General features: G+C 58.9%; 25 protein-coding genes and 1 pseudogene. 17 read left to right on the top strand and 9 right to left on the bottom strand.

The features are described 5' to 3' along the window. Both B3520_RS08200 and B3520_RS08195 read right to left on the bottom strand, forming a co-directional pair. On the bottom strand, nt 1–1,030 hold a 1,030-nt coding region (locus B3520_RS08200), incomplete at its 3' end, for a histidine kinase dimerization/phospho-acceptor domain-containing protein (protein ID WP_286875844.1). After that, nucleotides 1,027–1,698, bottom strand: coding sequence for a response regulator transcription factor (locus tag B3520_RS08195; RefSeq protein WP_286807647.1), 672 nt, complete (start codon nt 1,696–1,698; stop codon nt 1,027–1,029). The genes B3520_RS08195 and B3520_RS08200, both read right to left, overlap by 4 nt. A gap of 171 nt (nt 1,699–1,869) precedes the next feature. Between B3520_RS08195 and B3520_RS08190 the strand changes: the two genes are divergently transcribed. The 8 genes from B3520_RS08190 to B3520_RS08155 all read left to right on the top strand — a co-directional run bounded on the left by B3520_RS08190 (nt 1,870) and on the right by B3520_RS08155 (nt 7,813). Beyond that, nucleotides 1,870–2,523: a thermostable hemolysin gene (locus B3520_RS08190; protein WP_286807653.1), complete on the top strand. Its 654-nt coding sequence runs from the start codon at nt 1,870–1,872 to the stop codon at nt 2,521–2,523. Between the two features lie 10 nt (nt 2,524–2,533). Continuing rightward, the gene (locus B3520_RS08185) at nt 2,534–4,051 is read left to right on the top strand and encodes an AMP-binding protein (RefSeq protein ID WP_286807646.1); all 1,518 of its coding nucleotides are present in this window, start codon (nt 2,534–2,536) and stop codon (nt 4,049–4,051) included. A 5-nt stretch (nt 4,052–4,056) separates the two neighbouring features. Continuing rightward, entirely contained in the window at nt 4,057–4,749 is a 693-nt protein-coding gene (locus tag B3520_RS08180; RefSeq protein WP_286807645.1) for a TenA family transcriptional regulator, read from the top strand. Continuing rightward, nucleotides 4,646–5,509, top strand: a complete 864-nt coding sequence (locus B3520_RS08175; RefSeq protein WP_349678213.1) for an SDR family oxidoreductase — start codon at nt 4,646–4,648, stop codon at nt 5,507–5,509. Before B3520_RS08180 ends, B3520_RS08175 begins: the two co-directional genes overlap by 104 nt. Nucleotide 5,510: 1 nt before the next feature. Further along, complete coding sequence (locus B3520_RS08170) at nt 5,511–6,146, top strand: hypothetical protein (protein ID WP_286807642.1); 636 nt, start codon at nt 5,511–5,513, stop codon at nt 6,144–6,146. Between the two features lie 124 nt (nt 6,147–6,270). After that, on the top strand, nt 6,271–6,837 hold the full coding sequence (locus tag B3520_RS08165) for a manganese efflux pump MntP family protein (protein ID WP_286807641.1): 567 nt from the start codon (nt 6,271–6,273) through the stop codon (nt 6,835–6,837). A 46-nt stretch (nt 6,838–6,883) separates the two neighbouring features. Beyond that, entirely contained in the window at nt 6,884–7,429 is a 546-nt protein-coding gene (locus B3520_RS08160) for a cytochrome b (protein ID WP_286807640.1), read from the top strand. 54 nt (nt 7,430–7,483) lie between these two features. Beyond that, nucleotides 7,484–7,813: a YnfA family protein gene (locus B3520_RS08155; RefSeq protein ID WP_123638507.1), complete on the top strand. Its 330-nt coding sequence runs from the start codon at nt 7,484–7,486 to the stop codon at nt 7,811–7,813. Between the two features lie 110 nt (nt 7,814–7,923). Here B3520_RS08155 and B3520_RS08150 read toward each other — a convergent pair whose 3' ends face one another. Beyond that, nucleotides 7,924–8,757 (bottom strand): hypothetical protein, encoded by an 834-nt coding sequence (locus B3520_RS08150; RefSeq protein ID WP_286807639.1) that lies wholly within the window; start codon nt 8,755–8,757, stop codon nt 7,924–7,926. An 83-nt stretch (nt 8,758–8,840) separates the two neighbouring features. Here B3520_RS08150 and B3520_RS08145 point away from each other — a divergent pair, with 83 nt between their 5' ends. The 3 genes from B3520_RS08145 to B3520_RS08135 all read left to right on the top strand — a co-directional run bounded on the left by B3520_RS08145 (nt 8,841) and on the right by B3520_RS08135 (nt 10,556). Continuing rightward, nucleotides 8,841–9,500 carry a Fe2+-dependent dioxygenase gene (locus B3520_RS08145; protein ID WP_286807638.1) on the top strand — a complete coding sequence of 220 codons (660 nt, stop codon included), beginning with the start codon at nt 8,841–8,843 and terminating at the stop codon, nt 9,498–9,500. A gap of 112 nt (nt 9,501–9,612) precedes the next feature. Beyond that, entirely contained in the window at nt 9,613–9,912 is a 300-nt protein-coding gene (locus tag B3520_RS08140; RefSeq protein ID WP_286807637.1) for a hypothetical protein, read from the top strand. Nucleotides 9,913–10,001: 89 nt separating this feature from the next. Then, entirely contained in the window at nt 10,002–10,556 is a 555-nt protein-coding gene (locus tag B3520_RS08135) for a CBS domain-containing protein (protein WP_286807636.1), read from the top strand. An 8-nt stretch (nt 10,557–10,564) separates the two neighbouring features. Here the strand turns inward: B3520_RS08135 and B3520_RS08130 are convergent, their stop codons facing one another. The 5 genes from B3520_RS08130 to B3520_RS08110 all read right to left on the bottom strand — a co-directional run bounded on the left by B3520_RS08130 (nt 10,565) and on the right by B3520_RS08110 (nt 17,030). Further along, nucleotides 10,565–11,974, bottom strand: a complete 1,410-nt coding sequence (locus tag B3520_RS08130) for a PTS transporter subunit IIC (RefSeq protein WP_286875842.1) — start codon at nt 11,972–11,974, stop codon at nt 10,565–10,567. Nucleotides 11,975–12,271: 297 nt separating this feature from the next. After that, entirely contained in the window at nt 12,272–13,120 is an 849-nt protein-coding gene (gene metF, locus B3520_RS08125) for a methylenetetrahydrofolate reductase [NAD(P)H] (protein ID WP_286875840.1), read from the bottom strand. A 137-nt stretch (nt 13,121–13,257) separates the two neighbouring features. After that, complete coding sequence (gene ahcY, locus B3520_RS08120) at nt 13,258–14,658, bottom strand: adenosylhomocysteinase (protein ID WP_286875838.1); 1,401 nt, start codon at nt 14,656–14,658, stop codon at nt 13,258–13,260. Nucleotides 14,659–14,815: 157 nt separating this feature from the next. After that, nucleotides 14,816–15,976: a methionine adenosyltransferase gene (gene metK, locus B3520_RS08115; protein WP_286807629.1), complete on the bottom strand. Its 1,161-nt coding sequence runs from the start codon at nt 15,974–15,976 to the stop codon at nt 14,816–14,818. Between the two features lie 49 nt (nt 15,977–16,025). Further along, nucleotides 16,026–17,030: an ArsR/SmtB family transcription factor gene (locus B3520_RS08110; protein ID WP_286807628.1), complete on the bottom strand. Its 1,005-nt coding sequence runs from the start codon at nt 17,028–17,030 to the stop codon at nt 16,026–16,028. Between the two features lie 493 nt (nt 17,031–17,523). Here B3520_RS08110 and tkt point away from each other — a divergent pair, with 493 nt between their 5' ends. Then, nucleotides 17,524–19,521, top strand: a complete 1,998-nt coding sequence (gene tkt, locus B3520_RS08105; protein ID WP_286875837.1) for a transketolase — start codon at nt 17,524–17,526, stop codon at nt 19,519–19,521. Nucleotides 19,522–19,684: 163 nt separating this feature from the next. Then, the gene (locus B3520_RS08100; RefSeq protein ID WP_286807625.1) at nt 19,685–20,860 is read left to right on the top strand and encodes a phosphoglycerate kinase; all 1,176 of its coding nucleotides are present in this window, start codon (nt 19,685–19,687) and stop codon (nt 20,858–20,860) included. Nucleotides 20,861–20,942: 82 nt separating this feature from the next. On the opposite strand, the gene B3520_RS08095 is transcribed toward B3520_RS08100, so the two are convergent. Then, on the bottom strand, nt 20,943–21,929 hold the full coding sequence (locus B3520_RS08095) for a Gfo/Idh/MocA family protein (RefSeq protein ID WP_286807624.1): 987 nt from the start codon (nt 21,927–21,929) through the stop codon (nt 20,943–20,945). A 91-nt stretch (nt 21,930–22,020) separates the two neighbouring features. On the opposite strand from B3520_RS08095, the gene B3520_RS08090 reads away from it, so the two are divergent. From B3520_RS08090 to B3520_RS08075, 4 genes and pseudogenes are all read left to right on the top strand, one after another. Continuing rightward, the gene (locus tag B3520_RS08090; protein ID WP_286807623.1) at nt 22,021–22,962 is read left to right on the top strand and encodes a pirin family protein; all 942 of its coding nucleotides are present in this window, start codon (nt 22,021–22,023) and stop codon (nt 22,960–22,962) included. Then, nucleotides 22,963–23,400, top strand: coding sequence for a DUF3429 domain-containing protein (locus B3520_RS08085; protein ID WP_211331071.1), 438 nt, complete (start codon nt 22,963–22,965; stop codon nt 23,398–23,400). 240 nt (nt 23,401–23,640) lie between these two features. Beyond that, the gene (locus tag B3520_RS08080; RefSeq protein ID WP_286807621.1) at nt 23,641–25,101 is read left to right on the top strand and encodes an RICIN domain-containing protein; all 1,461 of its coding nucleotides are present in this window, start codon (nt 23,641–23,643) and stop codon (nt 25,099–25,101) included. A gap of 308 nt (nt 25,102–25,409) precedes the next feature. After that, nucleotides 25,410–26,798, top strand: a pseudogene (locus B3520_RS08075) (glucan 1,3-beta-glucanase); the annotation flags it as partial.

The following is a 26,798-nucleotide window of genomic DNA, read 5'->3' as shown; positions in this document are numbered from 1 at the left end:
GGGCCAGCGGGTAGACATCCGCCACGCTCTGGGCAACCCACTCTGACAGGGATAGGCGTTCCGGGTGTTCGTTGAAATCAGAGTCGGCTTTGCTCAGGACCAGCATCTGATCCACCAGGTGGGCCATCCGGTCTAGTGACTGCAACAGCTCATTGACCACGGTCGGGGAGTCTTGGCTGATGCTCTCCAGTTGCAGACGCAATGCCGCCAGCGGTGTTCTCAGTTCGTGAGCTGCATCGGAGGAAAAGCGACGTTCGCGCTCGATCGTCCGGTTAAGGCGGCGTAACAGTTGGTTCAGCGCTGTGACCAACCCCTCCACTTCCTGAGGGACGGTATTCGATGGTAAAAACCTGTCGGTGCCCGGTCCCAGGCGGGCGGCGATGGATTGCAGATGGCGGAGCGGGCGGAAGCTGGTACGGACCGCCCACAGTGTCGCCACGATAAAAAGAGGCAGCGCAAAAGCAATAGGAAGTACATTGCCCAGGGCAAGGTGGCCGCTCAGTTCCTGCCGAATATCTTCGCGCTGTACGGAGCGAATCCAGAATCCGTTTTTCTCATCGTGTAATGTAAATGTGCGCCACCGGTAGTCGGAATGGCTGAGCCACCCAAATCCTGTCTTGTCGGGAGCAAGGGTATCCACCTCTCCGAACTTGTTCGGTAGGATCGGTTGGCCGGTTTCAGTCCAGACCTGAAAAGAAATTTTCTTTTCGTATCGGTGTCCGAGGCCGCCGGATAGGATCTCGTCCTCACGACTTTCGAACCAACGCTCTTCCGGCTCTGAGGTGTCCGCGGTTAGCGCCAGGGGGTCCAGAGTCTCACTCAGCGTATGTTGTAACTCCTGCCGGCTGCGATTCTCTGCCAAGTGACGAACGAGGCCCTCAACAATTCGGGTATTCTGAGCCAACTCCGCATCAAACAGTTCCTCCAGCTCGTGGCTGCTTTGCCAATAGCTCCAGGTCGAGGCTAGGGTAACAATAATCAAGGTCATTGCTGTATTCAGAAGGATGAGCGTACGAGTCAGTGACATCATCCAGCGTCCTTTGCGGCTTCGCTATCCAGGGTGTACCCAACGCCGCGTACCGTGCGTATCACGGATTTACCCAGGCGCTGGCGAAGGTGGTGAATATGTACCTCAAGCGTATTGCTCTCTGCGCCTCTGTCCCACCCATAGAGTACTTCCTCCAGCCGTCGCCTTGTGGCCACTCTGTCCGTGTTGCGCATCAGTACCTGCAGGATCTGAAATTCGGCCTTGGGTAGCTGGAAGCGCTTTTCCCCCACCTGAAGCTCCGCATGGTCCAAATTCAGGCGAATGGCGCCCGTTGTCAGGACGTTGTTGTCGGTATAGCCGTCGGTGCGCCGGATAACGGCTCTCATTCGCGCTTCAAGTTCTGCCATTTTAAATGGTTTGGTCAAATAATCGTCCGCCCCGAAATCGAGCCCTTGCACCCGGTCATCCAGCTCTTCGCGAGCGGTGAGAATAATAATGGGGGTTCGGCATTGTGCCTTTCTGGCTTGCCGAACAATCTCAAGACCATCCAGCCGAGGAAGCGTCAAATCGGCAATGGCGATATCAAAGGTTTGATCTTTCAGGGCATTCAGCCCCTTCCTGCCGTCATTGATCCAGTCAACCTGGTGCTGTGCCTGCTCTAGCATGCGGACCATGGTTTGGGCGAGCATCGAGTCGTCTTCAATCAGCAATATTCTCATGGTCCTCCCGCAGCAGCGTTGCGCCTGGAAATGGTGGATGCCCCCAGTGTGGCAGAGTTTTCTTAATTCTGGCTTAAGAATTCAGGGGGCATTGTTTAAGCGTTAATTAAGATAGCACCCTTAGCATGAGCAGGACAGAGTGCCTCACTGGAGTTTCATTTGATGTCATCTTCCTGCTTGTTGCCGTTAAAAGTGGACCTGTTCGATCCGTCCGTCACAGAGCTGATGCCCGTGGGGGGCTGGAAACTGTGCTCGGTAGATCCCGAATCACGGGCCACAGACGCTATTGCCTTCTTCATCGAACAGCGCTTTCGTGCGGCGTATGGGCGTTGCCCGTCGCTTGTTGTCCCCTCTCCTCTGATTCTTGTCGCCCGGTCCGGGCTGGTTATGGCCGCGGTGGGCACACGGCACGCGGCAGATCAGCCTTTGTTCCTTGAGGATTATCTGGACCATCCCATTGAGGATTATCTACCTCCAGGCGCCCTTGGCCATCGGGAAGGGGTCGTGGAGATCGCTCACTTGGCCGGCGCCGTTGAGGGCGTCAGTCGATTGTTCTTTCCCGCGATTGCTCGATGGTTGGTTACCCAAGGTGTCGAATGGATCTGTTTTACCGGAACTCAATCGATCCGGCTGAGTTTCGCAAAAATGGGTGTTAAACCGAGGGTACTCGGCCCAGCTTTGCCCGAGCGGCTGCAGGGGGCGGCGCAAGACTGGGGGGCGTATTACCAGAACCGCCCCGAAGTGGTGCTGGCGCACGTTCCCAGTGGTGTCGAGGCAATGCGGCACACCGGTTGGCTGGAAAAAACCACGGTCTGAGGTAGTCACTATGAATGAATTACTTGAGCGCTTGGCCCGGTGGTCTCTGTTGCACCCGAGCCGAGTGGCGCTTCGCGACGAGGAGCAGACGGTGACTTACCGACAGTTATGGAATCGTGTGCAAGGGGTTGCGCAGGCAATTATGGATTCGGGCGTTCAGCGACTTGGCCTGGTAGGTGACAACTCGGTTGCCTGGGTCGTAGCCGATTTGGCCTGCGTTCGTGCCGGGGTTGTCTCAGTGCCCGTTCCGACGTTCTTCTCGCCGTCGCAGCGTCAGCATCTTGTCGAAACGGCAGGATTGGACGGGATTCTGCTGTCCACGGCCGATGTGCGGGCTGAGGAGGTGGCCGAGACGGTTGGCGGTGGCCTTTGGATGCACCGTCTTCCCGTTGAGCGGGAACTGTCAGTGTTACCCCCGGGCACGGTGAAAATCACGTTCACTTCCGGCAGCACCGGCACGCCTAAAGGGATCTGTTTGTCCGCTGCACAACTGGGACGCACCCTGCGGGCTTTGGACACCCGATTGAGCCAGCTGGAGCTGCCGCAGCATCTTTCGGTTTTACCTTTGGCGACGCTTCTGGAAAACGTCGCGGGCGTGTATTTGAGTCTTTATCGAGGCGCTGAGGTGTCCGTTCCGGGACTTGCCAGCCTGGGGTTATCCGGTAGTAGTGGCATGGACTCACAGCGCTGGCTTTCAGAGCAGAATCATCGGCAACCAACGTCGTTGATTCTGGTGCCGGAGTTGGCACGGGTGCTGGTTGAGGGCGCGGAATCGGGCGCACTCCAGCACCGGGGTTATCGCTTCCTGGCCGTTGGTGGTGGGCGCGTATCGCCCTCGCTACTGCGCCGAGCGGAGAAGCTGGAATTGCCGATGTTCCAGGGCTATGGGTTGTCGGAGTGTGGTTCCGTGGTAGCGCTGAACGCACCCGCAGAGAATCGTATCGGTTCGGCGGGCCGCGTTCTGGACCATGTAGATGTCCATGTTGGCCCCGGTGGTGAACTGCAGATTTCTGGCAGCAGTTTTCTCGGTTACCTGGGAGAAACGCCCGTGGATGAATCGCATGCGGTAGCCAGTGGTGACCTGGGTTTTCTGGATCAGGACGGGTTTCTATGGGTGTCCGGACGGAAGAAGGACCTGCTGATCACCGGTTTTGGGCGCAATATCAGCCCGGAATGGCTGGAGGCGGAACTGACCCAAAGTACCGGTATGGCGCAGGCCCTGGTGTTCGGTGACGGGGAGCCCCACCCATTGGCGCTGCTGTACCCGGGACCAACTGACAACGGTGTGGAGGATTGTCGTCAGGCGATTGAGGCACTCAATGCAAATCTGCCTGACTATGCGCGCTTGAGTCACGTGTATCTGTTGCCTTGCCCGTTCCAGAACATAGATTCCACCGCAGTCACATCCAACGGCCGGATCAGGAGAGCACTGGTGCTGGAAAGCCTGGAGTCCTGGCTGGCGAGTGCCGAATGTCTTTCCACTCAATCCATTGAACAGCCTCAACCGAGAATGTTCGCCCAGGAGTAATCACTATGACTTTTTTTGATGAACTGCAAAATGCTTCCGAATTTGGCCGAAAAACGCTTTACGAGGCGCCGATCTTCAGTGCCATTGAGGATGGTCGTTTCGATATAAACAGCTACACCTATTTTCTGAGTCAGGCTTACCATCACGTAAAACATACCGCGCCTTTGATGATGGCCTGCGGTGCCCGCTTGCCGGATCGATTGGAGCCGGTGCGTAAAGCACTGGTGGAGTACATCGAGGAGGAGTATGGCCACCACGAGTGGATTCTCAATGATCTGAAAGCTTGTGCTGTCGACCCGGATACCGTTCGTAACGGTCAGCCTGATTTGCCGATCCGGTTGATGGTGGCTTTTTTGTACGACCTGATCAACCGAGGGAATCCGGTGGGGCTATTTGGCATGGTACAGGTGCTTGAGGGAACGAGTGTGGCCGTGGCAACGCCGATGGGAGAAAAAGTGCAGCGTACTTTGAACTTGCCGGATACTGCGTTCAGCTACCTCTACTCTCATGGAAGCCTGGATCAGGAGCACTTTCAATTTTTTCAAAGCCTGATGAACGGCATCACAGAGCGGGAAGACCAACGGGCGATCGTTGATGCGGCCAATGTCGTTTATCGGCTCTATGGGGATATGCTCAGAGATGTTCCATTGGCGTCACCGGCTGATCGGATCAGGGAGGTGCGTCGTGGTCTGGCGTAATCAGCGTTGGCTCATACTGGGAGCCTCCGGAGGAATCGGAGAGGCGCTGGGAGAGCAAATGGCCCGCAAAGGAGCTCGCCTTCTGCTCGCAAGCCGGTCGCCCACGCCCTGCCGTGCAGAAGGCTCTACTTACGTGCGGATTGACCTTGCGTCGGAGGATGTCGAGGCCCAAATGGCGGACATCTGTCAGCGCTACCCGGACATCGATGGCGTAATTCACTGCGCCGGTCAGGGCCTTTTCGCGGCCGTGGAGCAGACTCCGCTCCAGGAGCTGGAGCGGTTGTGGCGAGTGAACCTTCGTAGTGCTTACGCCGTGGCCCGCTGCTTTTCGAGCTACTTTCGTCAGCGCGGCCATGGTGAATTGGTATTTATTGGTTCCACGTTTGGAAGTATTGGCTTCCCTGGCTACTCGGCCTATTGCGCGACCAAGTTTGCCCTGCGGGGCCTGACCGAAGCGTTGCGCCGGGAGTGGGCAGACAGTGGGATTGCGGTACGTTATATCGCCCCTAGAGCGACCAGAACGGGTATGAATTCCCCGGCTGTTGTAGCCATGAACCGGGCGTTGGGGAACCGTTCTGACAGTCCGGAGGCCGTTGCTCTCGCGATTGTACGGACGATTGAGCGAAAGCGTGGGCGACGGTATCTGGGGTGGCCTGAACGGCTGTTTGTGGCTGTTAACAACCTTGTCCCGGCGGTGGTGGATACCGTGCTACGCCGAAAACTGTCCATTATTCAATCGTATCTCAAATCGGAGTACTGACATGAAACGTATCCTGTTGACCCTGTCGCTGTGTGTCGCCTCTGTAGGGGCACTGGCGGAAAAACCCATAGACGGACTGACCGACCTTCAACATCACTGGGCTGAGATTCAGTATAAAATGCCGGAGGCCGAGCGAGAGAAGGCCTTTGAAGCCTTGGCGGAGCAGGCTGATGCGCTGGTAGAGCAATACCCCGGGCGTGCGGAGCCGTTGATCTGGCACGGGATTGTGTTGAGCACTTATGCTGGGGCGAAGGGAGGTCTGGGTGCCCTGAAGTTGGTGAAAGTGGCCCGTAGCGATTTTGAGCTTGCGTTGTCGATCGATGCATCCGCGTTACAAGGGTCGGCCTACACATCACTGGGCAGCCTTTACTACCAGGTGCCCGGATGGCCCCTCGGCTTTGGTGACGACGAGAAAGCAGACGCCTACCTTAAAGAGGCGCTTGCCATCAATCCCGATGGCATTGATCCCAACTATTTTTATGGGGGTTTCCTCATGGACCAGGGCCGCCATGGTGAGGCTCGTCGTTATTTTCAGAAGGCATTTCAGGCCGAAAGCCGCCCGGATAGACCCTTGGCGGATGAAGGCAGACGAGCCGAGATAAAGGAGAAATTGTCCGAACTGCCCACTTCTGAATAAGCTGGTGTGTTTGAGGTTGCTGGATTTCCGTGGGCCTGAGTGATGATCGGTCGGGGGCGATATGGTACATTGCCCATCCCCCTGATCTTAACCTGTGAATGGCTTACGAACTGGATATTTAGTAATGTCACCTCTTGCGCTTCTTTCGCTATCCTTTGCCATGTCGACCGACGCCTTTGCGGCCGCGGTTGGGAAAGGGGCGAGTTTACACCGCCCGCGTTTTTCTGAAGCGCTTCGCACCGGCGTTATTTTTGGTCTGATTGAGTCCATCACTCCGATTATAGGCTGGCTTCTGGGGCGTAGCGCATCCACCCTGGTGGAAAACTGGGATCACTGGATCGCCTTCGCGGTCTTGACTGGGCTCGGCTTGCATATGGTGATCGAAGGTTGCAAACATCAGGAGACACCAGAGGCGGTTATTCAACGGCACTCATTCATCCGTCTGGCGCTAACGGCGGTTGGAACAAGCATTGATGCCCTGGCTGTCGGGGTCGGGCTAGCGTTTGTTGAGGTGAATATTCTGTTCGCGGCGGGTTGTATCGGTTTGGCAACGCTGTTCATGGTGACGACCGGAGTAATGGTGGGTCGGAGTATAGGCTCAGCTTTCGGGCGAAGAACGGAGGTGTTGGGCGGTGTAATTCTGGTTTTGGTAGGTGCTTTTATCCTCAACGATCATATTTCCTTTGTCTGACTATGCTATACCTAACGGAACCGATTTTTTCTGATCAGGAGGTGATATGAGCAGTTTGATACAGACGAGTGGGCGGGAAAGCTACTCCGCGATTTCGGTGATCAACCACTGGATTACCGTGTTGCTGGTAATGGCAATGTTGATTCTGGGGTTGCTGGCGTCAGCGGCGCCGGACAGTGCCGAAGATTTCATCATGTCGGTACACGTCAGCCTCGGCTTCTTTGTGTTCTGGTTTGTGCTCTGGCGGGCGGCCTACCGCGTGCACCAGGGGTTTCCGCCCACTCAGGGGCAAACCCCGTGGCAGCGCCAGCTGGCATGGTGGGTGCATCGCCTCGTATTGGGGTTACTGGTATTGCAGGTTTTTACCGGCCCGTTGTACCTGTTCACCGAAAATGAAGGTGTCAATGTGTTTGGCTGGTTCACGGTGCTGATCCCGCTGGAGAGCCTGGCCTTTATCCATGAGCCGGTGGAAGTGCTGCATGTCATTACCGGGCTTTACGTGCTCCCGGCGTTGTTATTGCTGCATATTGTGGGGGCGTTTCATTACTTCTGGCAACGTCGGTCCGTTACCCCCGCCGAATTGGGAGAGTGACCCAGTGGGCTCCGATGGCATTAGAAGCGGTGTGCTCAAGGACGGGAGCGGGCAATGACCTTTATCTGGTTTATCCTCGCCGCTCTGGCGGAAATCGCCGGTTGTTACACCTTCTGGATGTGGCTCAGGCTGGATCGCTCCGCCTGGTGGTTGGTGCCGGGTGTGATTTCGTTGTGCCTGTTTGCGTTTTTCCTGACGCGGGCCGATGCCGAATTGGCCGGGCGGGCCTTTGCCGCCTATGGCGGTGTTTATATTGCGGCGTCGCTGGGTTGGATGGCGTTGTTGGAGCACCGCTCCCCGCAGCTGTTTGATTACCTTGGGGCGTTGGTGTGTATCGGTGGGGCGGGGTTGATTTTGTATGGCGGACAGCGGTTGGGTGGATGACGCACCTCGGGCTTGTCCACCATCAACCCAACCTCAGAGCTATCCGTAGGGCGGGTCGGTCCGACGTTTCGGAGCGAAGCGCACCCGCCGTCTTTCACAAAACCAGAAACCTACTCGAGCTCCCAACCCGCCAACTGAATCCGCGCTGCGGCGCCGTACAATTTGCTGGCATCACCCTCGACTGTACCCTCGGGTACCAACGCGGGCCAGAGTGACGCGACCGCGTTCAGCTGCGTCTCCACCTCGGCCACAGCGTCCGGGCTCTCCTGACGCTGTACATCATTCAGCAATGCGAGGCGAGCCTTGGCCGCTTCGACAAAACCGTAGGCGTCCTGGTATTCGTGGGCGTTGACGATCTCGCCGTTGCGAACGCCGATGGCGTACTCCTCAGCCGCAGTGCGAACCATGCGCTCGATACTGGCCAGCGCGACTTTCAGGCTGGCATTTTGCAGATTCTCGGCATCGGCAATGCCCGCTTCCAGCTCCCGGTGACGCTGCTCGACCATCTCAACGGACTGGCCCTGTTCAACGGCGTCGGCCAGAGCACTCAGCGCCTCAGCAAAGCCCTCTTCATCGCGAGCAGCGAAGGCGGGCTTCAATCCTGCGTACAACTCATCACCGGGGTGTTTCATGTGGGTGAGCGCCATGTCTTTGTGGCCGGCCTTGTACAGTTGCACGCCCACCCACAGGTGACCGCGCACCAGGCCCAACTGGCCGAGGTAGGCGGCGTCGTCTTTGGTCAGGTCGGCAGCGCCGCCACCTTCACCGCCTTCTCCCTCACCCCCTTCGCCTTCACCGCCCTCACCGGCGAGTGCGGCCACCTGCAGGGTCTGCTGGCTGGCGTGATGGTCAAAGGGCGTGCTGTCGGCCGCCTGACTGGTGACGCCGCTGGAGGCAAGCAGGGCGGCGCCTAGGCCGAGCCAGACTTTGCGTTGTTCTTTCATGATAGAGCTCCCATTCTGGAAAGGGTGGCATAATGCCCCGGATTCTGGCATAAATGAGAGTGAGTCTCAATATAGGGTATGCAATGATTCTTTACATTCAAGATGTGCTCGACGCCGGCACCCTGTCTGCGGTGCAAGAGCGGCTGGCCTCTCAGGCCTTCGACGATGGTGCCGCCAGCGCCGGTTGGGCGGCCAAACCGGTCAAGCGCAATGAACAGGCCCGGGATGACAAGACCCGTGCGGCCATCGTTCGTCTGGTGGAGGAGCGGCTTCGGGCGCACCCCCTCTTTGCCAGTGCGGCGCTGCCCAAAAGCTTTCCCAGAATCCTGATCAATCGCTATGGGCCCGGTATGCATTACGGGTCCCACATGGATGATGCAGTGATTCACGGCCAGCGCACGGATCTGTCGTTCACCCTGGGGCTGACACCCGCCGCCGATTACGAGGGGGGCGAGCTGGTGCTGGAGGACAGCACAGGGGATCGGGCCTGGAAGGTAGATGCGGGGGATCTGCTGCTGTACCCCACCACTTACCTGCATCGGGTGGAGGCGGTTCGCACCGGGCAGCGGATGGCGGTGGTCGGTTGGGTGCGCAGTCTGGTGCGGCGCAGTGAACAGCGGGAAATTCTGCTGGACTTGGATACCGCGCTGCGCACCGAGTTTGATGCCCACGGAAAAACCGAGCAGTTCGATCGCCTGAGTCGCAGCCGCAATAATTTACTCAGGCTGTGGCTGGAGGATTGAACTTTGGCCGTGGGCCCCTCATCTAACATAAAGTGTTGTTAAGGCGCTTGTACCTTTGCGCAGGCTCCGCTAGCGTAGATGGATCCATATTGAACTGGCCAACGGAACTTAAATGGTAAATCGCTCCCTGTTCACTCTGCTGCTCGCGCTGCTTTTGAGCGCTAGCCTTTCGGTCCCCGTGGTGGCCGATTGGGGGTATGAGAACGGGAAAGCCTTTGCCGATGTGGCCCTGGACAGCGCTGGTCTCTCGGCGTCATCGTTTGACACGGATTCGGACGATGGCTCTTCTGCCGTGTTTCTTTGGCCGGTGGCTGCCCTCCAGTCGGGGGTGGGTGAAAGCCTGCCGCCCTCGCCCTTCCTGCTTCGAACCTCGGAGCGTCCTCCTGCCCGGGCCTCGCCGGTCCGTTTGTGATTCGATTGATCTTTTAAAGTTTGGGCTTCAGCCCATTGTCGAATCTTGGCTGGCATCCATAGGTGGTGCCCGTCTCGGAGGTAATTTTCATGAAAGCGTTAAACATATACAAACTAGATCCTGTGGATCATCTGGTTAAGCCCAGAGAGTTTGAGGATCTGACTGAACACTCACCCGCGCTGGATTTGATGACCGACTTTCGCGCTCATCAACCCCACACCGTTGAATCCAGTGTGTCTGCGGTGGGCGTTGCCCGCCTGATGGCTATGGAAGGTGTGAGCTGTAAGTTGGTGGTCAATGCTCAGCAGGAGTTTATTGGACTACTGACAGCCGAGCGTCTTTCCGAACAGTACATTCTGGTAGCCCAGACGCTGCAGGGCGTCGAGCGTGGTGATTTGACCGCAGGCGATTTGATGTTACCCAGGGCTTCAATTCCGGCGCTGGATTTAGAGGCTTTAACATCGGCGACGGTGGGTGATCTGGTACAAGTGCTACGTGAAACGGGTGAGACACACTGCTTGGTGCTGGACCGTGACCAGCACCATATCCGGGGTGTCATTGCGGTGGACGATATCGCCGAGCGCCTGCATCGCGAGGTGCCGATTGTTCCCAAGCGATCCATCGCTCGGGCTCTGTCTTCCTAGTCATCAGCTCAGCGGCGCTGTAACGCCTTACAGCGCCGCCAAGTGAAGACCATCATCATTACCAGAACCACTACGCCGCCGACGGCCCAGAGGTTGCCCTGATACAGCTGGAGCAACAGGTAGCGTACCTGATGGCCGCCGTCGGTAAAGGCGGTAATCAGGCCCAGGCCCTCGGCATCAAAGCCGGAGGTCTGATTGGCCAACTCCGTGTACAACGGAGCCAGGTGAGTGGAAATCAACAGAAAGGTAATGATGACGGGGATGCCCGCGAGTACCGCGCGGATGACATTGCCACGAAACATCAATACCGAAATCGACATCACCGAAATCAGGTTGGGCAAGTCGCCCAGAGGCAGCACCCGGTTGCCCGGCAGAACCAGGGCGATCAGTACCGCCACCACCATCAGTATCAGGCCGGTGACAATTACCGACTTGTGACTCATCAGAAAACCGGTATCCAGTGCGACCACGAGATTCTTGCGGGACGGAAAGCGCCGCTCGACCTGAACGCGCAGCGCGTGGGTGATCGGCATCATGGCTTCTCCGATCAGGCCGGCACTCTTTGGCAACAGGAACATCACCGCGGCGATGTGCACCGCGAGCTCCAATGTCTGCTTTGTGTCGTAGCCAGCGGCAAAGGCCAACACCAGCCCGATCAGCACCCCGATGACCATCGGCTCACTGAAGAACGCCAGCCAACTCATGGAGTGATCCTTCTCGGAGCTGTCTTGGCCGTCCTCGTCGGCGCCGGGCACATCGTGGCTGATGGCGGCTTTCTCTGGATTGTAGGAGAGGCGGTTGAAACCCGGAATGCGATCAAATACCCAGTTGATGCAGGCGGTGTAAGGCACGATGCCATTGACCGACACCGGCGAGGCCGACACGCCCTTGAGCCCCAGTTCGCGCTCCACATCCGGCGCGGTCCACTCGGTCAGCTTGAAGCAGTAAACGGCCAACAACAGCGTGGCTGAAAGCCCCAACACCATGCTGCCGCTGGTGGCCATCACCAGTGCCCCGAGCAGGGCGAAGTGCCAATAGTTCCACAGATCGATATACACCGTGCGGGTCCAGCCCACCGCGAGCATGAAAATATTCAGAAACAGAATCAACGGAATGGACAGCGCCGCCAGCGGTGAGGACCAGGTAATGGCGGCCAACGGTGGCCAGCCCACATCGAGCACGTTGTACTCCAGGCCGCGAATGACCATCAATTGCTCCACCGCGGGTTTGATGTTCGCCACGAAGAAGTCAAAGGCGATAAAGACCCCCGCAAAACCCACCGCCAGCTCAACGGTGCTCAACAGAGACTTCTTGAACGGCAGCCGGACCGCCAGGGCGATAATAAAAATGATCGCCGGCAGCATGACGTAGGCTTTGAAACTGAAGAAGGCGTCGAGGAGTTGCTGAATGGTGTCCACGGGAGAGTCCTGGCTGGAAATGGGTGGAGGACTTTAGTGATCCGCCGACTTAGAGTCAAGGTGACGTTATGATTGTTGGTGTAGGTTAGGTGTTGGTGTCGGATTACGGCCTTCGGCCTAATCCGACCTACTGGGCAGTGACGTTTTAGTAGGTCGGGTTAGGCCGAAGGCCGTAACCCGACAATTACCTGCCGTAGTATTCGTGGGGCCGAGCGCAGCGGTATAAGCGCGCATCCTCCGCAACCCGACACTCTCGTTGGCACCACATGCCGGCTACCACCGGCGCCGTGCCACGCTTTATTCTGGCTGCAAGCCTAGATTCCTGACGATATTGGCTACCGGCTCGTACTGGTTCATCGTATAGAAGTGCAGGCCCGGCGCTCCGTTCTCCAGCAGTGTCTCACACAGCTCAGTCACCAGTTCTTCACCAAACGCTTTGATGCTGTCGCTGTCATCGCCGTAGGCTTCCAGGCGCTTGCGCATCCAGCGGGGAATCTCTGCGCCGCAGGCGTCGGAAAAACGGGTCAGGTTTTTGAAGCTGATGATGGGCATGATGCCGGGCACGATGGGCTGGGTGATGCCCGCTTTGTGGCACTGGTCCATAAAGTAGAAGTAGGCATCCGGGTTGTAGAAGTATTGGGTAATACCGCTGTTGGCGCCCGCATCGAACTTGCCTTTCAGGAATTTGACGTCGTCGTCGTAGCTCTTGGCCTGGGGGTGGATTTCCGGGTAGGCCGCCACTTCCAGATGGAAGTGATCGCCAAAGTGCTTGCGGATAAAGGCCACCAGTTCATTGGCGTATACCATCTGGTAGCCGCCGCCGACGCCGGAGGGCATGTCGCCGCGCAGGGCAACGATGCGGTCGATACCGGCGTCTTGGTATTCCTGAATCAGTTCAATGATGGTGGCTTCGTCATCACCGCCAAAGGACAGGTGCGGTGCCACGGATACGCCTTCACTTTTGAAGTGCTTGACGATGCCTTTGGTGTTATCGCGCGTGGAGCCACCGGCGCCGTAGGTGACGGAGAAGAAGTCCGGGGCGAACTCGGAGAGCTTCTTGCGTACGTTCAGAAGTTTTTCCCGGCCCTGGTCGGTTTTGGGGGGGAAGAATTCGAAACTTAGTTGGGGTTGATCGGTGTCGGTCATTTTGGGTGGTGCTCTTTGGTCTTTTTTCGTAGATTCAGGGTTGGGTTACGGCGGGTGCGCTTCGCTTACCGCGCCCTACGCAGACTTTCGTAGGGCGGATAAGGCCGAAGGCCGCATCCGCCGTAACCATTACTCAATTAATACTTATAGCTTTCCGGCTTAAACGGCCCTTCCACCGGCACGTCGATGTACTCGGCCTGCTGCGGGGTCAGCTTGGTGATCACGCCACCAAAACCTTCGACCATGTCTTTGGCCACTTCTTCGTCCAGCTTCTTGGGCAGTACCTTCACGTACAGGTGCTCCTTCTTCTGGTCCTTGGGCAGGTCGGCGAACTTGCGCTCGTACAGGTACATCTGTGCCAGTACCTGGTTGGCGAAGGAGCCGTCCATGATGCGCGAGGGGTGACCGGTGGCGTTGCCCAGGTTCACCAGGCGACCTTCTGAGAGCAGGATCAGGTGATCGTTGCTGTCCTTGTCCCGGTAAATTTTGTGCACCTGCGGCTTTACCTCTTCCCAGTGCCAGTTCTTGCGCATATAGGCGGTGTCGATCTCGCTGTCGAAGTGACCGATGTTGCACACCACGGCGCTGCTTTTCAGGGCGCGCAGCATGGGCGCATCGCAGACATTGACGTTGCCGGTGGTGGTGACTACCAGGTCCGTGTTGCTTAGCACCGCGTGGTTGATGTCTTCGTCTTTACCGGAGTTGACGCCGTTTGTGTAAGCGGAGACCACTTCAAAGCCGTCCATGCACGCCTGCATGGCGCAGATCGGATCGACCTCGGTCACTTTGACGATCATGCCTTCCTGACGCAGTGAAGCGGCCGAACCTTTGCCCACATCGCCATAACCGATGACCAGCGCTTTTTTACCGGCCAGCAGGTGGTCGGTGCCACGCTTGATGGCATCGTTCAGGCTGTGGCGGCAGCCGTACTTGTTGTCGTTCTTGGCTTTGGTCACTGCATCATTGACGTTGATGGCGGGGACTTTCAGCTCGCCTTTTTTCAGCATGTCCAGCAGACGGTGCACACCGGTGGTTGTTTCTTCAGAGATGCCGTGAATCTTGTCCAGTTGCTCCGGGTATCTCTCGTGCATCAGGCCGGTCAGGTCGCCGCCGTCATCGAGAATCATGTTGGAGTCCCAGACCTTACCGTCTTTATTGACGGTCTGTTCGATGCACCACCAGAACTCTTCTTCGGTCTGGCCTTTCCAGGCAAACACCGGAATGCCGGCAGCGGCGATGGCGGCCGCGGCGTGATCCTGGGTGGAGAAAATGTTGCACGAGGCCCAGCGTACTTCCGCGCCCAGTTCCACCAGGGTTTCGATCAACACGGCGGTCTGGATGGTCATGTGAATGCAGCCCATGATCTTGGCGCCGGCCAGCGGCTTTTCCGCTTTGTATTTGCGGCGCAGTGCCATCAGTGCGGGCATTTCGCCTTCAGCGATGTCGATTTCGCGACGGCCCCAGTCGGCGTCTTTCTGGAATTGTTCGGCGGTTTTGGCGGCGACTTTGTAGTCGGTGAAGTTGGCAGCAATGTTCATGGTGTAGCTCCGGTTAAGCGTTGGAATTCGGTTTGGTGCGAGTGTCGGTTTGGGTGATGGCGGATGCGCGCGTTGCGCTTATCCGCCCTACGGATACCTCAGAGGTTGCGTAGGGCGGATAAGCGAAGCGCATCCGCCGTTACCTTACGTCACGCGTTTACAAATACTTCTTCAACTGCTCGGCCCTATCGGTCTTCTCCCAGGTAAAGTCCGGCAGCTCCCGACCAAAGTGTCCGTAAGCGGCGGTGGGTCGGTATATCGGGCGCTTCAGGTCAAGCATGTCGATCAGGCCCTTGGGCCGCAGGTCGAAGTGCTCGCGTACGATTTTGGCGATTTCGTTGTCCGGCAGTTTGCCAGTGCCGAACGTGTTGATTGAAATCGAGGTCGGCTCGGCCACGCCGATGGCGTAGGAGACCTGAATTTCACAGCGACTGGCGAGGCCCGCGGCAACGATGTTTTTCGCCACATAGCGACCGGCGTAGGCGGCGGAGCGGTCCACTTTCGAGGGGTCTTTCCCCGAGAAGGCGCCGCCACCGTGACGGGCCATGCCGCCGTAGGTATCGACAATGATCTTCCGGCCGGTAAGACCGCAGTCACCCACCGGGCCACCGATGATGAACTGGCCGGTCGGGTTGATGTGGTACCGGGTATCGGCGTGCAGCCATTCGGCGGGCAGCACCTTGTTAATGATTTCTTCACGCACCGCTTCGCGGATTTGGCTCTGACTGACATCCGGGTTGTGCTGGGTGGACAACACCACCGCATCCACTGCCACCGGCTTGCCGTTGTCATAGCGCAGGGTCACCTGGCTCTTGGCGTCCGGGCGCAACCAGGGCAGGGTGCCGTTCTTGCGCAGCTCGGCCTGCTTTTCCACCAGGCGGTGAGAGAAGTAAATCGGCGCGGGCATCAGCACGTCGGTTTCATCCGAGGCGTAGCCGAACATCAGGCCCTGGTCACCGGCACCCTGATCTTTGGCGGAGGCTTCGTTTTCGTCCACGCCCATGGCGATGTCGGAGGACTGCTTGCCAATGGCGTTGAGTACGGCGCAGGAGGCACCGTCAAAACCCACGTCGCTGGAGTTGTAGCCGATGTCCAGAATGACCTGGCGAATCAGGTCTTCCAGGTCCACGTAAGTGGAGGTGCGCACTTCCCCGGCCACGATGGCCATGCCGGTTTTGACCAGGGTTTCCACCGCAACGCGGGCGTTGGGATCGTCTTTGAGAATCGCATCCAGCACGGCGTCGGAAATCTGGTCCGCTAGTTTGTCCGGGTGGCCTTCGGATACGGATTCCGAGGTAAACAGTGAGTACTCAGCCATGGGCGGCTCCTATATCAAGGTCGTGAACAGTCAAAGTCGTGAATGCTATTTACGGTTGTAACGGATTAACGGACTTAAAAAATTGTCGTAACTGGATCTGAAAACCATTGCGCAAAGCGAAGTAAACGCTCTGCCCTTCGCTCAGGCCGGCATCGAACGCCCAGCGGGACAGATCGTCCGGCTCGAAACCCTGCCACAGGTCGCCGCAGGCTTCCCGGGCCCAGGTCTGCTCGTGGCGGCACAGGTCGGTTACCAGCAGGGCGCCGCCGCGCACCAGGGCGGAGCTCAGGTCCTGAAAGATGTCCGCTGGTGACGGGGTGTGGTGCAACACCATGTTCACCACGATGCAATCGGCCAGCACTTTATGGGCTTTCAGGGCCCGGGTGTCGCCACCAATAAACTCGACATTGCTCAGCCCCCGTTCGGCCGCCAGAGCTTGAGCGCGCTCCAGCATGGTGGGCGCGTTATCCAGCGCCACCAGATGCTTGAACCGCCGGGCCAGCACCGGCAGGAACTCGCCTTCCCCCGGGCCCACTTCCAATGCCAGATGGTGGTCCGGCAGGGGCGTATTGGCCAGCAACTGCCCTACCTGTTCGGCGTACACCGGGTAGCTGGCGATCAGGTCCTGCTGGGCGCGGAATTTGTGGGCGTTGTCCGCGAAAAAATGCTGTGAAGCGAGTGCTCGCTCACCGCGAAGGGCTTTTAAACGCTCGCTCAAGGCTGCCGGCAGGGGCTCCCGATCCAGCGTCGCGAACAACTGTTGCTGCAGAGTCTGCAGGGGATTGTCCGGGGCCAGGTAGGCGCGCCGGTAGAAAATCGAGTTGCCCTCCCGCCGCGGCGCCAGCAGCCCGGCGTTGGTCAGCACCTTCAGGTGATGACTCATACCGGACTGTTTGGCATCCAGCAACTGGCACAGCTCCAGCACCCCAAAGGAGTCCCGTTTCATGACCCGCAGAATGTCCAGACGCAGGGAATCGCCGGCGGCTTTGAGCAGCTGGGGCAGTGCGTCCGGCGCAAGGGTGTCCGGGTCAGGGAGAGTCTGGGCTTGATTCATGGAGAGGGAGTTTAGCAGGGGTTTGGTTCTATATCAAAATATTTTGATATAGGTGGTTGGCAATGCCCTTAATAGTCATAAAAACTATAACAAGGCTTTACTGTCGGCCTCGGGTAGGGGAAAATAGCGCGCTTTATGATCAATGCAGTGAAAGTTGGGCGGAACAGTTAAAATTCTCCGCCAAATGTCATACAATTAGCGGCCAGCTCAGCCAGGTGGGTCCGATCGTCGGGACGACCGAGCGTCATACAAGAGCCGTACAATCCGCGTTGTGAGCGCAGAGACCCCAAGAACACAGATGAATACCCCGTGTCCTGACGCTTCCGAATCGACGCGACCGGAGTCCGAGCCAGCGTGACTTGAAGCCGGCAGAGGCCAGAGATCCTGGCCCAGATGCTGAATCAACTTGGCCCATGCCGCCATTGCCCGGTGGGCCGTCAGCGGCCGGTAAAACCCAGAACACCCAACCATTATCGAAGGAGCTATTCAAAACATGCCCACTCGTAACGATCTAGCCAATGCGATTCGCGCCCTGAGTATGGACGCCGTCCAGAAAGCCGCCAGCGGCCACCCCGGCGCCCCCATGGGTATGGCGGACATCGCCGAAGTCCTGTGGAATGACTTCATGAAGCACAACCCGCAGAACCCGGAATGGGCCGATCGCGACCGCTTCATCATGTCCAACGGTCATGGCTCCATGCTGGTTTACTCTCTGCTGCACCTGACCGGCTATGACCTGCCGATCGACGAACTGAAAAACTTCCGTCAGTTGCACTCCAAAACCCCGGGCCACCCGGAGCTGGGCTACACCCCCGGTGTTGAAACCACCACTGGCCCGCTCGGTCAGGGTTTGGCCAATGGTGTCGGCATGGCGCTGGCTGAGAAGAGCCTGGCGGCCCAGTTCAATCGCGATGGTCACGACATTGTCGATCACTACACCTACGTGTTTGCCGGTGACGGCTGCCTGATGGAAGGCATTTCCCACGAAGCCAGCTCTCTGGCTGGTACTCTGGGCCTGGGCAAGTTGATCGTGTTTTACGATGACAACGGCATCTCCATCGACGGTGAGGTTAAAGGCTGGTTCACCGACGATACCCCCAAGCGTTTTGAAGCCTATGGCTGGCACGTGGTGCCGGGCGTAGACGGTCACGATTCGGCGGCCATCAAGGCGGCGATCGAAGCCGGCCGCGCTGAAACCGACAAGCCCACCATCATCTGCTGCAAAACCGTGATCGGTTTTGGTTCGCCCAACAAGGCGGGCAGCCACTCCTCCCACGGCGCGCCCCTGGGTGATGATGAAATTGCCCTGACCCGCGAGAAGCTGGGTTGGAAACACGGTGCGTTTGAAATTCCGGACGAAGTCTACAAAGGTTGGGACGCCAAAGAGAAGGGTAAGGCCGCCGAGAGCAGCTGGACCGAGCGTTTCGAGGCGTACAAAAAAGCCCACCCCGAACTGGCCGCTGAATTTGAGCGCCGCGTGATCAAGCGTGAGCTGCCGGCCGACTTCGCCGCCAAAGCGAACGAGTTCATCAAAGAGTGCCAGGCCAAGAAAGAAGATATGCCCAGCCGGAAGGCGTCGCTGAAGTCCATCGAAGCCTTCGGCAAGATTCTGCCCGAGCTGATGGGTGGCTCCGCCGACCTGGCGGGTTCCAACCTGACCATCTGGGACGGTTCCAAGCCGATCACCAAAGAAGACGCCTCCGGTAACTATGTGTACTACGGGGTACGCGAGTTTGGCATGAGCGCCATGATGAACGGAATCACCGCTCACGGTGGTTTCATTCACTACGGCGCCACCTTCCTGATGTTCATGGACTATGCCCGCAACGCCGTGCGGATGTCCGCTCTGATGAAGCTGCCGAACATCTTTGTCTACACCCACGACTCCATCGGTCAGGGCGAAGATGGTCCGACTCACCAGCCGGTTGAGCACATGGCCACCCTGCGCGCCACACCGAATATGGACGTATGGCGCCCCTGTGATGCGGCCGAAACCGCCACCGCCTGGAAGCTCGCGGTCGAGAACAAGGATCGCCCGAGCGCGCTGGTCTTCAGCCGTCAGGGTCTGCCCGCCATGGAGCGTACCGACGAGCAGGTGGAAGCGATTGCCCGCGGTGGTTATATCCTGAGCGATTGCGACGGCGAGCCGGAAGTCATTCTGATGGCCACCGGTTCCGAAGTGGCGCCGACCCTGGAAGCCGCCAACCTGCTGACCGAGAAAGGTCGCAAGGTGCGCGTGGTGTCCATGCCGAGCACCACCCTGTTCGATATGCAGGGCAAGGAATACCAGAACGAAGTGCTGCCGCGCAGCGTCACCGCCCGGGTGGCGGTGGAAGCCGCCCACGGCGACCAGTGGCGCAAGTACCTGGGCCTGGATGGCGCTACCGTGACTCTGGATACCTTCGGGGAGTCCGGTAAAGGTGGCGACCTGATGAAGCACTTTGGCTTCACTGCGGAAAACATCGCCAAAACCGCCGAAAGCCTGCTGTAAGCGGTTCCGGCCGCTCCCCGAGCGCCTCGCGAGAGCGCGCGTCGGCGACGGCCGGGCGCGAATGCGCTATCATTAGCCCGACTCGCCCGAGTCGGGCTATTTTTTTCCGGGGTGGTTGTCAGACCCGACGGCCACCCAGAATGCAACGAATTTGGAGCCATTCATGACCGTAAAACGAATGCAAGACCAGGACCTGTCCGGAAAGCGCGTACTGATCCGCGAGGACCTCAACGTCCCGATTCGCGATGGCAAAATCACCAGCACCGTGCGCCTGGACGGCGCCGTGCCCACGATCAAGAAAGCCCTGGAAATGGGCGCCAAGGTCATGGTGATGTCCCACCTGGGGCGTCCGGAAGAGGGCCAGTTCAGCGAGGAAGACTCCCTGGCACTGGTCGCCAAGGCGCTGGGCGAGTCTCTGGGTAAAGACGTCCCCCTGATCCGCGATTGGGTCGACGGTGTGGATATGGGCGACGGCGACGTAGTGTTGCTGGAGAATGTGCGCTTCAATAAGGGCGAGAAGGCCAACGACGACGAGCTGGCCAAGAAAATGGCCAAGCTGTGCGACGTGTTTGTGATGGACGCCTTCGGCACCGCACACCGCGCCCAGGCCTCTACTCACGGTGTGGCCAAGTACGCGCCCGTCGCCTGCGCCGGTCCGCTGTTGGCCAACGAGCTGGATGCCTTGGGCAAGGTACTGGATAACCCGGAGCGCCCGCTGGTGTCCATCGTGGGTGGTGCCAAGGTCTCGTCCAAGTTGAGCGTGCTGGACTCGCTATCCAAGATCTCCGACACCCTGGTGGTCGGTGGCGGCATCTCCAACACCTTTGTGGCCGCGGCCGGTTACGAAGTGGGTAACTCCCTGCACGAGAAAGACCTGATCCCCGAAGCGCAGCGTCTGACCAACACCACCGAAGTGATCTACGCCACTGACGTGCGTACCACCACGGCCGGGTTTGATGATTGGGCCAATGATACGCCGACCGAAGTGAAGAAGGTCGATCAGATCGGCGCCGATGAAGAAATCATCGACTACGGTCCGGAAACCGCGGCGCGCGTGGCGGAGATCATCAAGAACGCCAAAACCATTCTGTGGAATGGTCCCTGTGGTGTGTTCGAGTTTGATGCCTTTGCCAAGGGCACCAAAGTCGTGGCCGACGCCATCGCCGAGAGCAGCGCCTTCTCCGTCGCCGGCGGCGGTGACACTCTGGCCGCCATCGACAAGTGGCACCTGGCGGACAAGATCTCCTACATCTCCACCGGTGGTGGCGCCTTCCTGGAGTTTGTCGAAGGTAAAGTATTGCCGGCTGTAGAGATTCTGGAGCAGCGCGCGAACGACTGATCGTTCACGTCACGCGAAACAAAAAGGCGGCCGCGTAAGCGGGCCGCCTTTTTTGTGGCGGCGGATGCGGCCTTCGGCCTTATCACCGCACAAACGCATCCATCAACGCCATCACATCCCGCGCTTCCGTCATGCTGCACGGATTGTCCCGCTCTCCCTGAAAATAACGCACCACCTGCTCAATCATCGGTTGCTGGATATGGGGTGGGTTGGGTAAGCGGAAAGTCTGCTCCCCATCCTTATTGAAAAGCCTCAATACCTGCTCTCCAAAAAAATTGATGGTTATCCGCCCCTCGGTGCCGATCACCTCACACAGATCCCGCGCCTCGGATTCCGGCACCGCAAAGTGCCAACGCCCCTGTAGCACCACGCCGCTGTCGAACTCGGCCCAGCCGTGTACACAATCATCGGCTTTGTAGTGACCGCCCTGATTGGTGCCAAACCCGTTCGCCCGGGACACCGGACCGAACCAGTGCAGCATCAGGTCCAATTGATGGGGAGACAGATCGTGAAACAGACCGCCACCGGCAATGGACGGCTCAATGCGCCAGTTCTCTTCAGAGTTGGCGATCAACGCTGAGTCCGCCGGTTGCAGCATATCCAGCCGAACGATCAATGGCCGCCCAATCGCGCCCTCGTCCAGTAACGCCTTCAACTTCATGAAGCTCGGTAAAAACCGCCGGTAGTGAGCCGCGCAAAGCTTGCCGTTTGAGGTGCTCTCGGCCGCAATCATCGCTTCGCACTCGGCCGCGTTGCGCGCGACCGGCTTTTCCACATACACGGATTTTCCGGCGGCCAGTGCGGCAACAGCGTAATCTTTATGACTGGCGGGAGGCGTGGCGATATAAATGGCATCGATATCGGGATCGCTCAGCAGCGCCTCGGCATTGTCGGTCCATTGGGGGACACCGTGGCGCCGGGCAAAGTCCTCCGCCTTGGCCGCATTGCGGCGCATGACGCTGACCAGCTCCGAGCCTGGCGCCTTCTGAAAGCCCGGCCCGCTTTTGATTTCGCAGACATCGCCGGCGCCGATGATGCCCCAGCGGATGGTGTGCGGTGTCTCTGACATGGTGACCTCTGGCGCAAGTGATCCCGTTGATGGAAATAGGGGTAGACTATAGCAGGCCCCCAACGCGCGCCCAACTGAACAGGACTCGCTTATGACCAATACTGAATGGCCCACCGCCCCGGAATCCAATCTGGAGTGTCCGAAGGTCGATGGCCGCTATCAGATTCAGATCGTGACGCCCCGGGTGGCGGATGTGGGCGGCATCCCGGTGAACCGGATTCTGCCGCGCCGACAGCGGCGGACCATCGGCGCCTGGTGCTTTCTCGATCACGCCGGACCCAGCCGCTTTCCGGAGGATGCCCCCGGCTTTCGGGTCGGGCCCCACCCGCACATCGGGTTGCAGACCTTTACCTGGATGATTCAGGGGGAGGTGTTGCACCGGGACAGTCTCGGCAGTGAGCAGGTGATTCGCCCGGGGCAGGTCAACCTGATGACTGCGGGTCACGGCATTGCCCATACCGAAGAGGCCACCGGTCCAGAGCCGATGATGCACGCCGCTCAGTTATGGATTGCCTTGCCCAAAGCGCACAAAGATACGGCACCGCGGTTTGATCACTACCCGGAGTTGCCTCGCTGGCAGGAGCGGGATGTCGAGGCGACGCTGCTGGTGGGCGAGTACGCCGGCCGTCAAGCACCCACGCTGAGTTTCAGTCCGCTGGTCGCGGTGGAATTTCTGGCGGAGCAGGCCGGTGATCTGACTCTGAGTTTGCGACCTGACTTCGAATACGGTCTGGTCGCCCTTGAGGGCGATATTCAGGTGGAGGGTGAAGCGTTTGCCGCCAACCACCTCGCGTATATCGGTGGTGGTCGCGATGAAGTACGCGTCCATTTGACGGCGGGTACCCGCCTGCTGATGCTGGGCGGAGAGCCACTGGGGGAAGAAATTCTGATCTGGTGGAACTTCGTCGGGCACAGCCGGGAGGAGATCACCGAGGCTCAGGATGAGTGGGAAGCGGGCAGTGAGCGTTTTGGCAAGGTACCCGGCTACGAGGGTGATCCGCTGCCCGCACCACCGATTCCCTGGAGAACCTGAATGAACCTGTCGTTTATCAAACGTCTGAACGCCATCCAGCGCCTCGGCTATCTGGGGCTCTTGCCTTTTGTGCTCCTGCCGCCCTTGTCCGCTCTGGGCCTGATTGAGACCGGTCAGGCGTTACGCCTGTTTCAACTGTACAGCGCTCTGATTCTGGGCTTTATGGCCGGTGTGCTTTGGCCGGTATTGTACCAGTCGGCACATCCCACGCGCCGGGCGTTAGTGGCGGTGGCTTTCCCGGTCGCGAGCATCGTCGGTTTTGCGTTCCTGCGTCCCCCGGAAGCGCTCGTGCTCCAGGCGGCTCTGTTTTTGGGGTTGCGTCTGTTTGAATATCTGGCGGGCGTGGATCGCCAGTACCCGGCGCGATATCCCCAACTGCGCTGGCAGTTGACCGCAGTGGTGGTGTTTATGCACCTGCTTTATGCGCTTGTCTGGTAGCGATATTGACGGAATTGACTGGGTTTCATGCCCTTATATGACTATTTATGCGCTTTAGTGATTTATAATGTGTGAAATGGTTCGCATTTTGAGCGTAATGTAATACAAGTTAGCGGAAAACTCTTGTAGGTTCATGGTTCCCGACCTGAGTGGGGTTGGCAGTCCTCACATGCGGTATCTCTCGTCGGACCGACGCGTCAGCGTCTCCACCATAACGGCAATAAAAACTGGAGAGAATCTATGTTCCTATCTCGTCTGCGGCGCTCGCCGCTGGTTGTTCTGTTGTTTCTGATATTCCTGTCGCCCAGCCTCTGGGCGGACGCCGAAGTGACCCGCACCAATGGCAATTGGTTGGCTCGGGTGGATGGCAATACGGTGTATGACGGTTCCCGCTATTTCGATGCGATCAACGCCGCGATCAACAATATGGGCTCCGGTACGGTCAATATTCGCAACTCCGGCGATAGTGGCCCCGATGGGGGCAATGTCTACTCCATCCGGCCCCGTGCCGGTCAGACACTGGATTTTCACGGACACACCGTCAATGCCAACGGCGGCGATCTGGTGGTGCCGGTGTACTGTGATCGTCGCGACAACATCACGGTACGCAACCTGCACGTGACCGGTAATCCGCGCTACGGTATCTGGTTCCGGGGATGCTCCCATGTGACCCTGGAAAACATCACCATGGACCTGAGCAACAACAGCCCGGTCGGGTTGGGCATCCGGGTGGACGATTCCACCGGCTCAGCAACTGACCTGACCATTGCGGGCAACATCAACATCAATGGAGCCAAGGGCCATGGGGTGGAAACCTACGGGATTGACGGTTTCACCATCGGCGATGTGACGGTCACCAACAACGGGGGCTGCGGCCTGCTGCTAAACAATTCCCGCAACGGCACCGTGGGCAATGTGACCGGCCACTACAACAATCAGGGGGGTGGTTATGCGACCTTCCGGGTGGCCAACAATAACGGCCCCAATGTCAGCGTGCAGAGTGTTTATTCGCGCAACTCCGGGCGGGGCTTTTTCAGCGTTTCGGACAGCCATGGCACCACCGTCAACTATGTGGATATCGCCAACACCACCTCCCACGGCATTTTTCTGGAGGACGCTTCAGATACCCATGTGTTGAGCGGCTCGGTCTCCAACGGCAACCCCAACTGCCAGTTGGTGCGCACAGACAGTTCCAGCATCAATGTCTCCGGTTGCGATAGTGTGGGCACCGCGCCCGGCGGCGGTTCAGGGGGCGGCAGCAACGGCACCGTGGATGGCATCTATCGCATTGTGCCGGTGCACAGCGGCAAGACCCTGGATGTGGCCAATTGCGGCACCGGAAACGGCACCAATGTGCAGCAGTGGAGCTGGCTGAACAACGATTGTCAAAAGTGGGATATCTCCCCGGTCGATGGCGATTACCACCGCATTTCGCCACTCAATGCCTCTAGCCGGGCGTTGGATGTGGAAGGCCTGTCCACCGACGATGGCGCCAATCTGATGCTCTGGGAGTATCTGGGCGGCCACAACCAGCAGTTCCGCTTTCAGAGCGCGGGCGAAGGGCGCTGGCGCATCATTGGTCGGCAGAGCGAGAAGTGTCTGGACGTGGAGGCCCGCAGTCAGGGGGATGGGGCCAATATCGTTCAGTGGACCTGCAGTGCCGACAGCACCAATCAGCAGTTTGAGTTGATCCGGCAGTAGTGTTCAAGTAACGGCGGATGCGGGCTGCGGCCCTTATCCGCCCTACACCCACTGCCGGGGTAGGCCATTGATCCGTCGGGCCGATCCGCCCACCAGAGCCCCCGTAGGGCGCAGTAAGGCCCAAGGCCGCACCCGCCGTCTCACTTCTCTGAATCCTTCCCGTTTTCCGCTTGTGATGTCCCAGTTTCACGTAAGTGTAAAGTGGGGCGACGAGCTACGCCCTTTCAGGTTCTATGTCCTCCAAGGCCGGTAAACCGGTTACCCGCGTCGGACCTCCGGCGGCGGTACATAACAATAGAGAGGGCGACGTGTCACGGGCGAGAGTGGTATTCAGTGTAGTGGTGTTGGGCGTTGTGCTGGCGGGTTGCCAGCCGCCGGGGGAGCATGGTGCCGGCTCGGTGAGCCTCAGCGTTCAGCCACAAAGCTACCAGTGTCAGGAGGAGCGTGAGCAGGCCAGGCTGACCAGCGCCGGGGTGGTGAAAGCGCAGGTTCCCTCCTGTGGCGGTATGGTGCAGCCACTGCCGTTGCAGCCGAGCGTCGTCGCTCCGGCCGCCCGCGAGCCCACCATGGCCCACCGCTGGTGGGGCAATGTCACCTTTTTTGGTGCGCACGGGGTGGATGATCCCGACGGCCCCGGACACATCACGCCGGACCCCTTGATGGCCAGAATCACCGAGCGCGGGATGCGGCTGATGGGCATACCCGCCGGTTTGCGAGTCCAGGAAAAGGGTGTGACCTACCCGGTGCCCGAGCCCTTGGCCGAAGTGTTTGATGGTATTGCCATTGCCAACAGTCAGTTTGATCGCCTCGATGCCTATGTCAGGGACTACAGTGATGGCACCGTGTCTCTGGAGTGGCGCAATGGCCACCGCCCGGTGATGTCGGCGACGTTCGTGCAGGGCTCCCCTTATGTGTACCTCAGTGTGTTTCGCGGCGACCTGCAGATCCGGACCCTGGAGCCGGACGGTGAGCGCAAAGGCATTTTCTATCGGCAGGGCAACACTCTGGGGCTCTGGACCGATGTGGCGGGAAACCTGAACCACTTTTTGCTGACCGGACATGGGACGACCGAGTTCACCGGCGTCAATGGCTCGGAAATCACCGCCGCCAGCCGCAATAGCCACTTCACCCTGACCTGGCTCCCGGCGCCGGAATCCGGCCCGTCGGCCGCCATGATTGGCGATTTTATCGCCCACGCCCGGCAGCCCGTGGATGAGGTTGAGGTGGACTACAAGGTCGATCCGGACAGCTACCGGGTGACCGTCTCCCATCAGTATCGATACCGGGATGAGCCAGTGAGAACCCTGGCGGGGCTTCAGCCACTGCACTGGAAAAACAGTAAGCAAGCGCTTACCGACTACGAGGTGCGCAGTGCCCGGGGTGTCATGCGGTTTGCAGTGACGGGAGGCTTCGCGTACGAGCTGCCCTCTGTCGGTGTTCTTCCCGGGCTCCCCTCCGGGCTGGGTGACTATGACCCGGAGCGGCTGCGGGCACTGGTGCATGACTTTATGGCCCAGGACCCGCAGGACTGGAACCAGGCGACCGACACCTATTTCGCGGGGAAAAATTACGGCAAGGTGGCCGAATTGGCCCTTTTGGCCCGGGAAGAGGGGCTTGAGCCAGAGGCCAATCGTCTGATTGATTGGCTGAAATCCGAGTTGGAGGACTGGTTTACCGCCGACCCCGCCGAGCAGGCC

Origin of the sequence: Marinimicrobium sp. UBA4509 (assembly GCF_002388575.1) — a bacterium.
GTDB lineage: Bacteria > Pseudomonadota > Gammaproteobacteria > Pseudomonadales > Cellvibrionaceae > Marinimicrobium > Marinimicrobium koreense.
Note: the sequence above shows the minus strand (reverse complement) of the source record. Positions and strands in the feature narration are given on the sequence as shown.

Coding starts and splice junctions, on each gene's coding strand:
- B3520_RS08155 (WP_123638507.1), top strand. CDS start 7,484: ATGACCTTTATCTGGTTTATCCTCGCCGCTCTGGCGGAAATCGCCGGT.
- B3520_RS08100 (WP_286807625.1), top strand. CDS start 19,685: ATGACCGTAAAACGAATGCAAGACCAGGACCTGTCCGGAAAGCGCGTA.
- B3520_RS08085 (WP_211331071.1), top strand. CDS start 22,963: ATGAACCTGTCGTTTATCAAACGTCTGAACGCCATCCAGCGCCTCGGC.
- B3520_RS08180 (WP_286807645.1), top strand. CDS start 4,057: ATGACTTTTTTTGATGAACTGCAAAATGCTTCCGAATTTGGCCGAAAA.
- B3520_RS08165 (WP_286807641.1), top strand. CDS start 6,271: ATGTCACCTCTTGCGCTTCTTTCGCTATCCTTTGCCATGTCGACCGAC.
- B3520_RS08175 (WP_349678213.1), top strand. CDS start 4,646: ATGCGGCCAATGTCGTTTATCGGCTCTATGGGGATATGCTCAGAGATG.
- B3520_RS08160 (WP_286807640.1), top strand. CDS start 6,884: ATGAGCAGTTTGATACAGACGAGTGGGCGGGAAAGCTACTCCGCGATT.
- B3520_RS08090 (WP_286807623.1), top strand. CDS start 22,021: ATGACCAATACTGAATGGCCCACCGCCCCGGAATCCAATCTGGAGTGT.
- B3520_RS08140 (WP_286807637.1), top strand. CDS start 9,613: ATGGTAAATCGCTCCCTGTTCACTCTGCTGCTCGCGCTGCTTTTGAGC.
- metK (WP_286807629.1), bottom strand. CDS start 15,976: ATGGCTGAGTACTCACTGTTTACCTCGGAATCCGTATCCGAAGGCCAC.
- B3520_RS08110 (WP_286807628.1), bottom strand. CDS start 17,030: ATGAATCAAGCCCAGACTCTCCCTGACCCGGACACCCTTGCGCCGGAC.
- B3520_RS08080 (WP_286807621.1), top strand. CDS start 23,641: ATGTTCCTATCTCGTCTGCGGCGCTCGCCGCTGGTTGTTCTGTTGTTT.
- B3520_RS08150 (WP_286807639.1), bottom strand. CDS start 8,757: ATGAAAGAACAACGCAAAGTCTGGCTCGGCCTAGGCGCCGCCCTGCTT.
- tkt (WP_286875837.1), top strand. CDS start 17,524: ATGCCCACTCGTAACGATCTAGCCAATGCGATTCGCGCCCTGAGTATG.
- B3520_RS08145 (WP_286807638.1), top strand. CDS start 8,841: ATGATTCTTTACATTCAAGATGTGCTCGACGCCGGCACCCTGTCTGCG.
- ahcY (WP_286875838.1), bottom strand. CDS start 14,658: ATGAACATTGCTGCCAACTTCACCGACTACAAAGTCGCCGCCAAAACC.
- metF (WP_286875840.1), bottom strand. CDS start 13,120: ATGACCGACACCGATCAACCCCAACTAAGTTTCGAATTCTTCCCCCCC.
- B3520_RS08135 (WP_286807636.1), top strand. CDS start 10,002: ATGAAAGCGTTAAACATATACAAACTAGATCCTGTGGATCATCTGGTT.
- B3520_RS08185 (WP_286807646.1), top strand. CDS start 2,534: ATGAATGAATTACTTGAGCGCTTGGCCCGGTGGTCTCTGTTGCACCCG.
- B3520_RS08190 (WP_286807653.1), top strand. CDS start 1,870: ATGTCATCTTCCTGCTTGTTGCCGTTAAAAGTGGACCTGTTCGATCCG.
- B3520_RS08095 (WP_286807624.1), bottom strand. CDS start 21,929: ATGTCAGAGACACCGCACACCATCCGCTGGGGCATCATCGGCGCCGGC.
- B3520_RS08170 (WP_286807642.1), top strand. CDS start 5,511: ATGAAACGTATCCTGTTGACCCTGTCGCTGTGTGTCGCCTCTGTAGGG.